Raw genomic sequence first — 12,419 nt, 5'->3', positions numbered from 1 at the left:
CCCGGGCAAATCACCTTATAAACAGGCGATTAAAATCAACAAACAAAGTCCCCCAGCATAGTGGGCTGGCTTTAATAAGCCAACAGACAAAGCGTCTATAGGAGTGGTCCTAAAAGCGCGCCTGAACGGTATATTTAAATCCAGCTTATATAATGAGTCATCGTTATCCTGATCATCAGATGTTGACTGACCCATCGTTATCGCAGCCTAAGCATCTACACAACTTCGAGGTTAGGCTGGACCCGTGGCGGCCTGACATCCGACGCTTATCTACCTGGCGCGCCGCAGTCCAAATGTGGGAGCTGGCTTGCCTGCGAAGGCGGCCTGACAGTCAACACAGTTGGATTGTGTACATATCCATTGCTGCGGTAACGGCCACTTAGGGTTCCGCCCTGACGGCGGCTCACTTTTGAAAAGCGCAAAAGTAAGCAAAACGCTCTTGCCCCACCACTCGGCACCTCGCTTAGGCTCGGTGTGCCCGTAATCCGCCAGTGATTTGGGGGCCGCCTGAACGGCTCGCTTCGCATCGTGGTTACCATTGAGCGCTACAGAGTTGTATAGATACCCATCGCTATCGCAGGCAAGCTCTAATACCGTTCAGTTAAGGCATTTTGTAGGAGCGAGCTTGCTCGCGAAAAACTCACAGGCGCCGCGTTCATTCAGGAAGCACGCGTTATCGTTGACGCTTTTCGCGAGCAAGCTCGCTCCTACAGAGGGCGATATACGCTTAACTGAACGGCATTAAGGCAAGCCCCACCTGTGAGAACGAGCGGGTACAGCAACGAGGCTATACTGGCGCAGGCCTTTGACCAAGCAGCACGCTGAGACGCTCGGCTATCTGCTGCGCTGGCCAGTCACGCTCATCGCGCAATAGCCGTTCCAGGCTTTCGACAGTGCTCACCAGGTCGTCCCGCTCCAGCCCCAGCGCCGCCCCGTGCAGACGCTGAACTGCCTGCAACGCTTGGCTTCGCTCGCGCAAGGCCAGTGCCTCGATCAAGTCGTTAAAGGCCGTGCGCAGGATATGCGACTCCTCCTCTGGCTCTTCCTTGGGCATAGCCGGCAGCGGACCTTGCGGCATGTCACACCAAAGCTCGATCATCTGCTGCAACTTGGCCGGTGTAACCGGCTTGACCAGCACCCCGTCGAGCCCCGCATCAAAACAACGCTCTAGGTGCTCGTTATCGCTGAAGCCCGCGACAGCTACAAGCGGACAATGGGCACGCTGCAGCACCTGCTCCAACTCACGAAAGGCGCCCGCCAGCGGCTCGATTTCACTGTTTGGCAAGTCGCAATCGATCAATACCATATCGACCCGTCGCACATTGAATAGCGTCAACCCTTGGGCGCCATCAACCGCCAGCAACACCCTACAACCCAGCGCTTGCAGGTGTGCAGGCAGTGTCTGTTGGCCGGTCACAGGCGCCTGCACCACCAACACGTGTGCACCGTTACCCTCCACTTGGGCCGGCGCCGCTTCAGCCTGGGGTATATCCAGGGTCTTGGCCCACTCGACGGACAGCTTGACTTCAACCTCAGTACCCACGCCTTGGGTGCTGTTGAGGGTCAGCTCACCCGACATCAGCCTCACGAGGCGACGGCAAATCACCAGGCCAAGCCCGCTACCACCGGTACGTTTGTAAGAATGCTTGGCCCGTGCGTAGGGTCGAAACAGGCTGGCCTGCGCCTGCTGTGACAAGCCAATGCCGCTGTCGATGATGCGGATCAGCACGTGCGGCCCACGAACCTCTGGCCATTCAACCACCTTGAGCTGCACCTCTACCCCGCCTACCTCGGTGAACTTGACCGCGTTGGAGATCAGGTTGCGCAGCACCTGACTCAAGCGCATGCCCTCCAGCATCAAGGGGCCGCTGGGGCGCTCACCGCTCAATGTCAGCAGCAGGCCTTTTTCTTCGGCGCCGGCGCGATACTCCTCCACCACCTGCTCGACCAAGGCCCAGAGGTCCACAGGCTCCAGGGTCAGGCTCAGTTGCCCGGCCTCCATCCTGGAAATGTCCAGCACGTCATCCACCAGCCGCAGCAAGGTATTGGCGCCGCTGTTGGCCAATTGAGTGAAGTGGCGCTGCTGTTCGTCCAGCGGTGTGTGCTCCAACAACTCGATAGCCGCCAGCACCGCGTTCATCGGCGAACGCACTTCATGGCTGACCACCGCCAAAAACATCGCCTTTTCCCGCTCGCTCTGCACGGCCTGGCGGCGCTGACGACGGCTTTGCCAGGCGAACGCGATCAACAGCAGCACCACCGACAGCAACAGCCACAACTCACCCTGGAAATGCTCGGCGATGTCCTTGATCGTCGGAATATCCAGGTTCATGTCATCGAACCAGGCGTCATAGATCGCTTTGCGTTCATCGTTGCTGATGGACCCCAGCACTTTCTCCAGGATCGACAACAGGATCTCGTCGCTGTCACGCACCGCCATGCTCACGCCGGTGTGCAATTGCGGCACCACCCCGGATACTTGCAACACCCCCTGATACTGCCGGGAAAGATAGGGGATCAGTAACCATTCAGAGGCGATGGCGGCATCCGCCCGACCGTCCTTGACCATCGCCATGATGTCGACAGCGTTCTGGCCGGAGATCACCGTTATGCCGGGGACTTTCTGCTGCAAAAACGCCTGATACCCCTCGCGCCCCAACATCACCAAGCGTTTGCCGGCAAGTTGTTCCAGGTCCACGAATGGCTGTTGGCCAAAGCGGCTGACGAGGATGGTGGAACTGGTGTTGTAGGGCGTCGTATAGCGCATGCCCAGGTCCTTGACCGGATCGTCGTCGCGGCGCCGGGTCGGCAAGATATCCACCTCGCCGCTGATCAGCATGTCCTTGCGGGCGCTACGATTGCCGGTGACCACCGACTGGAAATGCAGGCCGGTACGCGCCGCAATCAAACCCAGGTACTTGGCCGATAGCCCACGCAACTGGCCGTCGCTGATGTACTCGAAGGGCAGCAGGTTGTCGAACACACCGACACGCAGCACGGGGTTGGCGGCGATCCAGTCACGCTCTTGCTGGGTCAAGGTCATCGACGGCGGGTCGGCCTGCGCATCGGCCAGGCCCGCGCTTACCAGCAGCAACCACCCCAGCAGCAGGCGCAACCGTACAACCTTCATGGTTGCGTCATCGGCGGCGGCGCGACCATGGCCAGCATGTCCAGCGGGGTCTCCTCACTCGCGGCACGCCAGTGCTGAACCAACGCCTGAAGCGTGTGCACGTAAACCGGGTTGCCCCAGCCCTCCTCTGCCCGCAACAGGTTCTCCATGTGCGCGGCCGCCTGGGCCAGGGCCGGCCATTCGATGATCAGTGCCGCGCCGTGTAACCGATGGGCAACATGGATGGCCGAAGGGCGATCACAGAGCGCCATCGCCCTGAGCAGGCTCCCCAGGTCGGCCGCCATCTCACGGTTGATAGCGGCCTGATCAAGTGTCGGGGCCATCAAGCTGGCACGCGGTGCCGCCAACGTGACGCCGCACCACTGCTCGATCACGTCACTCAACTGCCCCAGACGTATGGGCTTGCTCAACGCCCCATCCATGCCCGCCGCCAGGCAGCGTTGAAGGTGCTGCTCGCCGGTCAAGGCGGAAATGGCAATGATCGGGCAGCGCGCTCGCCCCCATTGCTGTTCGAGCGCCCGCAGTTCGCAGACCAGGCTGTAGCCGTCCTGATCCGGCAGGTCGCAGTCCATCAATACCAACGCGTAAGCGCGCTCAGCGAACCGCACGCGGGCCTGGGCCGCATCGGCGGCAATCACTGGCACACAACCAAACCCGCTGATTTGCGCCCGCAGCACTTCCTGGTTGGCCAGGGTGTCTTCCACCACCAGCAGCTGCAAACCATCGGTGACATGCAAAGGCATTGGGGCCGGGGCTCGCGTCGGTTCAGCGGCCTCAGGGGCAAGGGTTGCGGGCAAGTACAGGTTGATACACGTCCCCACTCCCGGCTCGCTGCGCAGGGTCAGCGAGCCTTGCATCAAATCGACCAATTGCCGACATATCATCAGCCCCAGGCCGCTGCCTCCCGCACGCTTGTAGGACTGACTCGCCTGGGCATAAGGCCGGAACAAAGAGGCCTGCACCGCTTCGCCCATACCGATGCCGGTGTCGCGGACTTCAACCTGCAACTGATGCTTACCGCCCAGCAAGTCTTCCAGGCGCAGGGTGATGTCAACAGCGCCGGTATCGGTGAACTTGATGGCGTTGGACAACAGGTTATGAAACACCTGCGTCAGCCGCGAACGGTCGAGCCACAACGACGGCAGGGGGGTCTGCACGCTCACATTCAGACTCAAGTGCTTTTCCCCGGCACGCAGGCGATGCAAGCCCACTACGCCATGCACCAGCGCGATGACATCCGTCGCCTCAAGTGTCAGGCGTAACGCCTTGGCCCCTGAATCCGGCCGGTGCAGCACATCATCGAGCAAGCGCACCAGCATATTGGCGCCGCTGTTGGCCAAGTGCGCGAAGTGGCGCTGCTGGTCATTGAGTCGGGTGTGCCACAGCAGCTCCATGGCCGCCAGCACGGCGTTCATTGGCGAGCGTATTTCGTGGCCCATCACCGCCAGGAACATGGTTTTTTCCTGCTCGTTCCGCTCGGCCTGCCGCTGCTGGCGGTAACCGCGATAGACCAGCACACACAGGCCAATCAACGCCAACATGCCCAGAATCAAAAGGTGCAAGTAATGGCTGGCGATGTCCCACAGGGTCGGCGCATCTACCTCCAGGTCCCGGTACCAATGCTCGTACATCGCATTCTGTTGTGAGGGGCTGATCGAGCCTAGGGCTTTGCCAATGATCGAGGCCAGCATGGCGTTATCGGAGCGCACCGCCATGTTCACATCCAACATGCTACTGCCCACCACGCCAGAAATTTCCAGCACGCCCTGAAACTGTCGATACAAATAGGGCATCAAGAAGGCTTCGGAGGCCACGACTGCATCGGCACCACCGTCCCGGAGGGTGTTCAGCATGGCCAAGGCCTGGGGGCTTTTGATCAGAGTGGCTCGGGGTGCCCTTTTTCTGAGCAACTGCTCGTAATACTCCACATCGGGGATCACGACGGTTTTATCTTGTAGCTGGTCAAGGTCAAAAATATCGGCGTCGTCGACACGGGTCACGATGATCGGCACGGTAGTGTCGTAGACCAGCGCGGTAAGATCCTCGATAGGCGGCTCGTCACGAAAGCGAAAGTGCGAAGACAGCAGGTCTACCTGGCCATCCAACAGCATGCGCTCACGTGCAGCCCGGGTCTTGACCGGCACATAGGTGAATTCAAGCCCCGTGGCATCGCGCACATATTGCAGGTACTGCACCGGCCGCCCTTGCAGCACGCCATTACTCATGTACTCGAAGGGGACCAGGTTTTCCATCACCCCCACTCGAAGGACCGGATGCTGCGCTATCCACAGCCGCTCCTGCTCCGTCAGCTCAACCGGCGCCGCACAGGCAAGCGCGGCATCCAGCATCAGCAACATGAATAAGAGGGCACCCGGTCGCCATCGCCTCATGGTGAGCCGATGATTTTATTGAGCTTGAACAGTTCATTGTTCGAGGTGACCCCCAATTTGCGAAACGCTGAGGTTTTCTGGGTGCTGATGGTCTTGATGCTGCGATTGAATTTTTCTGCGATTTCACTCACGGTCATGCCCGCCAGATAGCAGCGGATCACCTCCTGCTCACGGCTGGTCAGCTCGGCCTGGACCAGGGCATCCGAGGCTTCGCTGGGGTCTTTGCGCGTCTCGCTGGTGACGGTTTCCGCCAGGCGATACGTCATGTCGGTGCTCAGGTACACCGCGCCGGAGACCACCTTGCGAATGGCCTTGACCACTTGCGTCATGTCCTCGCCCTTGCCAACAAAGCCACGGGCACCGACCCGCATGGCCAGGGCCACGGTAGCCGGGTCATGATGGGCGGACAACACCAGGATCTGGCAACTGGGAAACTTGACCCGCAAGGCGCGGATCAGCGATACGCCATCCATCTCGTCGGGGCTCAGGGAGAAATCCAGCAGCAGCAGGTCAGCCGGAGCGCTGACCAGGCCGGCGAGCAAGTCGCGGCTTTTTTCATAAATGCCAACCACGTCAAAGTTGGCCTCGGCCGCCAAGGTGTTGGCGAGCCCATGCCGAACAACAGCGTGGTCGTCCAATAGAGCAATGCGTACAGGTTTCATCGTATTCGAACCCACTTGGCCCCGCTTAGGTGGCGCGGTCAAACAACAGGGACAGCTATTACGGCACTTCAAGGAGTATATGCAACAACCGCCAAAGGGCACGCCCGCCTACCGCTGTTTTTGCGCGCGTCGGCGTGGCCTGCGTTTAGCGTTAAACACTCTCGATGATGTGCTTGATCCGAAACAGCTCGTTGTTGGACATCACGCCCAACTTGCGAAAAGCCGAGGCCTTTTGCGAACTGATGGTCTTGATACTGCGGCTGAATTTTTCAGCAATTTCGGTGATGGTCATGCCCGACAGGTAACAGCGGATCACCTCTTGCTCCCGCGCAGACAAGCTGACAAAACGCATCGCGTCATCGCGTGATTGCTCCTCACCGTCATAGTTGACCGCCGTGGCTTCGGCCACCCGATAGGCCATGTCAGCACTCAGGTAGACAGCGCCCGAGGCCACCAGCCGCACTGCGCTGATCAATTGGCTCATGTCTTCACCCTTGCCGATAAACCCACGGGCACCGACGCGCAGGGCAAGAATCACCGTGGCCGCGTCATGGTGAGTGGAAAACACCAGGATTCGGCAGCCCGGGTACTTTACCCGCAGAGCACGGATCAGCAGGATGCCATCCAGCTCATGAGGGCCGAGCACAAAATCGAGCAACAACACCTCGGCCGGGTGTGTCAGCAGGCCGGCCATCAACTCACGACTGCGAGCGTAGACCCCCACCACTTCAAAATCAGGTTCCTGTACCAACCGATTGACCAAACCATGCCGCACGATTGCATGATCATCCAGCAAAGCAATTTGTAGGCGTTTCATAAATGACGGAACACTCTGTATAGCGTGCAAAAAAATGGACAACAGCGCTGCCTCACTCTGAATAAGTTAAGGTCCTCTCAGACTCATCCATTTCATCAATTACATCCGTGCAACTGAACATCACACGCCACACGCTCACTCCCTATAACTTAACGCGCACAGGCTCACCATCGCAGTTAAAAAATGCGCCAATTCTTCACAATAACAACGGTATAAAACTTAATAGATCTGCGAAAAACTTAATATAAGAAAACTCCTAAAAACCAAGAACTGACCTACACACATCAAGTTCCAATACTTACCTGCCCGCCAAACTTTACAGCCTCAGCCGTTCTTTTCCCGCTCAATCACAAAGTTCAAGAAGGCGTCTATTTCCATCGGGCGCGCCAGCGCATAGCCCTGCCCTACCCGGCAACCCAGGCGGTGCAGCAGGGGGATCGTGGACTCGTCCTCGATCCCCTCCGCCACCAGGCTCAGGTTAAGCAGACCTGCCCAGTTCACAATGCCTGCGATCACCTTGCGTGACGAGGCGTGCTGCTCGACACCGCGCACAAACGAGCCGTCGATTTTCATTTCATCAAACGACAGGTTCGCCAACAGCTTGAAAGTGGCTGCGCCGCTGCCGAAGTCATCCAGCGAAACCTGAAAACCCTTGGCGCGAATAGTCGTCAATGACGCCGAAAGATGCAGCTCATCCGGCTCCTGCACATCTTCGGTCAGTTCGACTTTCAGCAAGCGGCTCGGCAGATCTGCCTGGCGCATGCGCAAGGCCAGGCGCTCGGCAAAATTGGGGGTGCACAGGGTCTTGGCCGACGCATTCACCGCGATAGGGATCGTAATGTTTTCGCGCTTTAACGCTAGCATCACGCGCAGAGTCCACATCTCCACCAGGCTGAACAGCAACAGGTCCAGGCCGAGACGGTTGACCAGCGGCATCAACACCGCAGGCGGAATTTCACCAAAGCGCGGGTGCTTCCAGCGCACCAACGCCTCAGCGCCGACGATGCGCCGGCTCAGCAACTCGAACTGTGGCTGAAAGACAAAGCGCAATCCCTCGCCGGTGGTCAGGGCGTTGATGACTTCATCCTCAGCCAGCGACTCAAACGTCATGGCCTGCAGCTTGGGGTCCGGTTGAGCGAGGGTCAGCAGCACCGTGCGCAAGGCATCGCCCAGCTCCAGCGGGCCACCGTCACGCAAGATCTGCACGCTGATTCCCGCCGACTGCGCCAGGCGCGAATGGGATTCCAGTGCGCTGATGGCTACGCCGCCCATGTGCTTGACCCACAACTGCCTAGCGGGCGCTTCGCACGCCGGTGTAACTGTTGCTTCGATCAAATTTTCCTGCACATTCAGGGTGGTTTCGCCGGTCCAGAAAATACTCGGAAACTGCATTAACGTACCCGCGTCATGCAGTGCTTTGAGCACACTTGGCAACATCAGGCCATCGCCACACTCGGAGCGGATTTCGCACACGATGATGTCCACGCGGTGCTCGCTTAACCACGCCTGCAGCGCCTCCAGCGAGGCGACCGTGGCCAGCGGCGTGACCCCCATGCCACCCAACGCAGAGGCGAGGCGCAAGACACACGCAGGGTCGGTTGCCAACGTGATCACGCGCAGGGCGCTGAACTCGTTAGGCACGGCGGCATTTAAGATCATGACAAAGAATTTCCCGAGATTGTTTCAGCGAAAAAGCTTATCAGTGCCTAAAAAGAAGCAAATAGGAATGGGACTAAAAGCATAAAACTGAGGCGGTGGCGGGTCCCGCGAAAAGCGTGCAATAGCTCACATCAGGATTAATTGGATTCCAGCAACGGTCTGCCCGAGCGCTGTTTTATTTGCACATCCACCCGGTTCATGACGCGCGCCAGAATCGATCGGTCCGGAACACCGGAGGCAATAAAGCCGCAGCGTTGCGCCGTGACTGAATTATCGGGAAACGCTTGCAGGGTCACGCCCTGATAAATCAATGAGTGTCTGACACACGCGTACTCCTCAAGCATTTGCTTAAACTGTGCGCCCGCCGCGTGCACGGTTTCTTCATTGATCACCAACAGATCGAATACATCTCTTGCGTTATCCAATAACGTAATCAACACCTTGAGGGAATCGACAGGCACAACGCGGTGGTATCCCAAATGGCCAAGGTCTTTTTCAATACTCATTCGCCGGGTGGCATCGCTATCTACCAACGCGATCCGCAAACGTGGATTGGACATAAAAGCCCTCCTGATTGACATCAAATATTGCTGCGCGAGTTCAACTGGGTCGCCAGCCAGGCCAACGCGCGCGCAGCGTTCATGGGACGAGCACAGAGATAGCCCTGGGCCTCGTTGCATCCCAGCTTCAGTAATCCCAGGCGCTGGTTTTCGTTCTCGACGCCCTCCACCACCACTCGCATGCCCAGTGCCTCGCCCAGTGCCAATGTGCTACTGACCACGGCACGGTTGCGCGCACTGCTTTGAAGATCGCGGGTAAATGCGGCGTCCAGTTTGATTTCGGTAAACGGCAACTGGCACAGGCGCTCCAGCGAGGAATAGCCGGTGCCGAAGTCATCAATCGACAGGCCGGCACCCATCATGCGCAGTCGTATCAGGGTGTCGAGCACGGCGGGAGAAACTTCCAGCAGGCCGCATTCAGTGATTTCAAACGTCAGACGACACGCAGCAATGGCGTGGGATTGGAGTGAGTCGCAAAGACGCGGCAGTAATAAGCCATGACCGAGCTGGTCGGACTCCAGGTTAAACGCCAGCGATAGGAACTGCTCCTGCTCTGCCAACTGCTGCAAGAACTCAAGGCCTTGTTGCAACAGCGCGAAGAACAGTTCATCCAACGCGCCAACTTGAGCGAGCAGCGGCAAAAAATCTGCCGGATACAACAGGCCGTATTGTGGATGTTGCCAACGCGCCAGCACTTCAAAACCGCGCACCTGCCCCGTGCTCAAATTGAACTTGGGCTGGAAAAACGCCTTGAACTCATGCCTTGAAAAACCCCCAGCCACGCACGCCTTGCTCAAGAACCCAGACCGGCTGCTTCGGCGCGCCTGCTTTGTCGGCGCCCCAATCCTCTCCAGGTAGCGGCTGAGCATAGGCGCAATGGCGCTTGCTGGCACCGGGAAGTCCACATAACCCAATACACTGATGCCCAACAGGCCTGCCATGCGATCAATTGCATCGTGCAGGTCCGTGCCATGGGCGCTGAACATAATGAGCGCTTTAGCCAAGTGGCCACGGCCGAGCACTTCGATGGCCCTCAAGCCGTGTGCGCCCTCGTCCTTCAAGTTGCACAAGGCGATATCGACAGGCCCGGTACGCTCGAGCAACTCAACGGCCGCCGCGACATCGGTAACGGCGGCCACCTCTTCACACCCGACCTCCCGGAACACCTGGGTGGCAACAAGCCGCTTGAACGGGTGTTCTTCGATGACCAGAACACGAATAGGTAGGAAGGACATGGCAGAGCACACATAAGTGGGGATGTGCGAATTATCGGCAGACCTTCAGCCGGCGTATTTAGGAACGCTCCTAGAAAGGGCCAGAAATCTGTACGGCATTATCGAAAGCTAAAGCAATGCGAGCTCATCGGGACAAGGTAAAACACCGGCCACCAAGCAGCCATTACCTTGCCAGTATTTACGCCAACTGATTCTGAGCTAGCCTTAACGCGCTGAGTCCTTTATGCGGTGAACTCATGGATACGTTAACGAAAGCCGAAATCGAAACGGCCCTTTCCGCTCGCCTTCCCAAGTGCGCGGTCAAGTGCGCGCTCAACCCGGACGGCAGCCTTTCAGTCACTGTAACGGCGCACGGTATGGACCAATTCACCATAGCCAACATCAACCGCGCCCACTACCACGGTGTTTCGGGGATCAACCGGCTTGTGCGGGAAATACGTGAAGAAATGGTCATCGCCAGGCAGTCTTTCTGGCTGTCATCGGTGGGGTAACAGATATGCCAGACGCTACTGACGCAACGCTGCAACCGGTCAACATTGAATACCTGCAAGACACGCTGTTCGGTGTGAACACGCTCGCCAGCGAGTGCATGGCGCAGCTTGTGCGCGCTGCGCCCGGTGTGCAGTTGCGGCTTGCGCCGCCATGGCCCGCGCAATTGCTGAAGGCCCACAGGATTAGCTTTGAATGGAACGGTCAGGCCTATCGTGGCGTGGTGCAGGCGGCTGAATCCTTGACCAACGGCGACTTGCTGCTGGACATCGAACCGCAGCCGTAAACGCGCGCACTTGGCAGCATTAGGCGCGTTCACCCGCCAACGCCCGCTGGTGAAAATGCGGCAGCCATTTCAACGCGTGAAGAGACGCGGCCAACTGCACCTGCTCACGAGAGCCCATAAAACGTTCCTTGCGACTGAACACACTCAGAGCCCCGCCGTTTCGATAAGCCCAGGCAAAACAGACAGTGCCTGGGGGAATGCCGTCCATCCCATCCGGCCCCAGCAGGCCAGTGGTGGCGACCGCCACATCGGCGGGGCTGTCGCGCAGCGCGCCTTGGGCCATTTCCTGGGCGACCTCACAACTGGTGAGGTTGAACGTTTCGATGGTGTAAGGGCGTACGTTTAACAGCCGCTGTTTCGCCTCTGGCGAATACACCACGTACCCGCTTTCGATCCATGAACCGCTGCCGTCGACCTGTGAAAGCAAGGTGATGATCTTGCCTGCGGTACACGACTCCGCCGTCGTGATGACCAATTGATGGTGCTTGAGGTATTCAACGATAGAAGCAGCGACCGACATGCTGAACGCTCCTGTGCAGAGGGGTGTTGCTGATTGATTTTTGTCAAAAAAAATCGATTTGTAAAAAAGAATTTCGAAAATCTGCTGGGGTCTACAGAGGAACATCCCCCAGGAGACAGCACCATGAAGTTCGCGAAATTCTGCCAAAAACTCTCCAACCAGGCGGGCAGCTCAAAAACCTTTCTGACGGCCGTCAGCTTGATTGCTGTTTGGGCGCTCACCGGGCCTTATTTTCAATACAACGACACCTGGCAGTTAATCATCAACACCTCCACCACCATCATCACCTTCCTGATGGTGTTCCTGATCCAGAATACCCAGAACCGCGACAACGATATTCTTCATCTGAAACTGGACGAGCTGATTCGTGCCACCAAAGAAGCCCACAATGCAGCGTTGAGCCTGGATAAGCTCGGATCGCGAGAGCTGCAGAAATTGCGCGAGCAATACAGCAAGTTGGGGCAGCCTAACGCGGTTGATGACAGCGAGCGGGAGGCGGATTCTTCCGGTGCTTCTAGTGGCCCAATCTGAGGCCTACATGGGTCTGCGTGCAGCGATCGATGGTAACCACGATGCGAAGCGAGCCGCTCTTGATCTTGATCTGCTTTTGATCTTGGGCGCCCCGTTAAACCACGCTGGCCGAACGCAGGCTTGAATTCGTGGGTAACCCG

At 58.2% G+C, this 12,419-nt stretch carries 11 protein-coding genes; 3 read left to right on the top strand and 8 right to left on the bottom strand.

Going from position 1 to position 12,419, the window contains the following annotated elements:
* Positions 1-787: 787 nt before the first annotated feature.
* The 7 genes from QK296_RS24590 to QK296_RS24560 form a co-directional block, all read right to left on the bottom strand.
* Positions 788-3,130 (bottom strand): transporter substrate-binding domain-containing protein, encoded by a 2,343-nt coding sequence (locus QK296_RS24590; protein WP_282391556.1) that lies wholly within the window; start codon positions 3,128-3,130, stop codon positions 788-790.
* Entirely contained in the window at positions 3,127-5,487 is a 2,361-nt protein-coding gene (locus tag QK296_RS24585) for an ATP-binding protein (RefSeq protein ID WP_282391554.1), read from the bottom strand. Before QK296_RS24585 ends, QK296_RS24590 begins: the two co-directional genes overlap by 4 nt.
* Before the next feature lie 29 nt (positions 5,488-5,516).
* The gene (locus tag QK296_RS24580; RefSeq protein WP_003190442.1) at positions 5,517-6,182 is read right to left on the bottom strand and encodes a response regulator transcription factor; all 666 of its coding nucleotides are present in this window, start codon (positions 6,180-6,182) and stop codon (positions 5,517-5,519) included.
* A gap of 151 nt (positions 6,183-6,333) precedes the next feature.
* Positions 6,334-6,999 (bottom strand): response regulator transcription factor, encoded by a 666-nt coding sequence (locus QK296_RS24575; protein WP_032892352.1) that lies wholly within the window; start codon positions 6,997-6,999, stop codon positions 6,334-6,336.
* 324 nt (positions 7,000-7,323) lie between these two features.
* Positions 7,324-8,658: an EAL domain-containing protein gene (locus QK296_RS24570; RefSeq protein WP_192001903.1), complete on the bottom strand. Its 1,335-nt coding sequence runs from the start codon at positions 8,656-8,658 to the stop codon at positions 7,324-7,326.
* A gap of 137 nt (positions 8,659-8,795) precedes the next feature.
* Positions 8,796-9,218: a hypothetical protein gene (locus tag QK296_RS24565; RefSeq protein WP_003190437.1), complete on the bottom strand. Its 423-nt coding sequence runs from the start codon at positions 9,216-9,218 to the stop codon at positions 8,796-8,798.
* Positions 9,219-9,238: 20 nt separating this feature from the next.
* Positions 9,239-10,453, bottom strand: coding sequence for an EAL domain-containing response regulator (locus QK296_RS24560; protein WP_003190435.1), 1,215 nt, complete (start codon positions 10,451-10,453; stop codon positions 9,239-9,241).
* A gap of 236 nt (positions 10,454-10,689) precedes the next feature.
* Between QK296_RS24560 and QK296_RS24555 the strand changes: the two genes are divergently transcribed.
* Positions 10,690-10,944 (top strand): hypothetical protein, encoded by a 255-nt coding sequence (locus QK296_RS24555; protein ID WP_003190434.1) that lies wholly within the window; start codon positions 10,690-10,692, stop codon positions 10,942-10,944.
* 5 nt (positions 10,945-10,949) lie between these two features.
* A complete protein-coding gene (locus QK296_RS24550) occupies positions 10,950-11,228 on the top strand; it encodes a hypothetical protein (protein WP_057710101.1) in 279 nt (92 codons plus the stop codon).
* A 19-nt stretch (positions 11,229-11,247) separates the two neighbouring features.
* Here QK296_RS24550 and QK296_RS24545 read toward each other — a convergent pair whose 3' ends face one another.
* On the bottom strand, positions 11,248-11,748 hold the full coding sequence (locus QK296_RS24545) for a CinA family protein (RefSeq protein ID WP_034127098.1): 501 nt from the start codon (positions 11,746-11,748) through the stop codon (positions 11,248-11,250).
* Between the two features lie 123 nt (positions 11,749-11,871).
* On the opposite strand from QK296_RS24545, the gene QK296_RS24540 reads away from it, so the two are divergent.
* Positions 11,872-12,279: a low affinity iron permease family protein gene (locus tag QK296_RS24540; RefSeq protein WP_057710102.1), complete on the top strand. Its 408-nt coding sequence runs from the start codon at positions 11,872-11,874 to the stop codon at positions 12,277-12,279.
* The last annotated feature ends 140 nt before the right edge of the window (positions 12,280-12,419 follow it).

The sequence above is a fragment of the Pseudomonas sp. AL10 genome, from assembly GCF_029960685.1.
Classification (GTDB): domain Bacteria; phylum Pseudomonadota; class Gammaproteobacteria; order Pseudomonadales; family Pseudomonadaceae; genus Aquipseudomonas; species Aquipseudomonas lactis.
The sequence above is the reverse complement of the archived record's forward strand: the minus strand, read 5'-3'. Positions and strand labels throughout refer to the sequence as shown.

Bases quoted from the DNA above. Each gene is read 5' to 3' on its own strand.
- QK296_RS24590 (WP_282391556.1), bottom strand. From the start codon at position 3,130: ATGAAGGTTGTACGGTTGCGCCTGCTGCTGGGGTGGTTGCTGCTGGTA.
- QK296_RS24585 (WP_282391554.1), bottom strand. From the start codon at position 5,487: ATGTTGCTGATGCTGGATGCCGCGCTTGCCTGTGCGGCGCCGGTTGAG.
- QK296_RS24580 (WP_003190442.1), bottom strand. From the start codon at position 6,182: ATGAAACCTGTACGCATTGCTCTATTGGACGACCACGCTGTTGTTCGG.
- QK296_RS24575 (WP_032892352.1), bottom strand. From the start codon at position 6,999: ATGAAACGCCTACAAATTGCTTTGCTGGATGATCATGCAATCGTGCGG.
- QK296_RS24570 (WP_192001903.1), bottom strand. From the start codon at position 8,658: ATGATCTTAAATGCCGCCGTGCCTAACGAGTTCAGCGCCCTGCGCGTG.
- QK296_RS24565 (WP_003190437.1), bottom strand. From the start codon at position 9,218: ATGTCCAATCCACGTTTGCGGATCGCGTTGGTAGATAGCGATGCCACC.
- QK296_RS24560 (WP_003190435.1), bottom strand. From the start codon at position 10,453: ATGTCCTTCCTACCTATTCGTGTTCTGGTCATCGAAGAACACCCGTTC.
- QK296_RS24555 (WP_003190434.1), top strand. From the start codon at position 10,690: ATGGATACGTTAACGAAAGCCGAAATCGAAACGGCCCTTTCCGCTCGC.
- QK296_RS24550 (WP_057710101.1), top strand. From the start codon at position 10,950: ATGCCAGACGCTACTGACGCAACGCTGCAACCGGTCAACATTGAATAC.
- QK296_RS24545 (WP_034127098.1), bottom strand. From the start codon at position 11,748: ATGTCGGTCGCTGCTTCTATCGTTGAATACCTCAAGCACCATCAATTG.
- QK296_RS24540 (WP_057710102.1), top strand. From the start codon at position 11,872: ATGAAGTTCGCGAAATTCTGCCAAAAACTCTCCAACCAGGCGGGCAGC.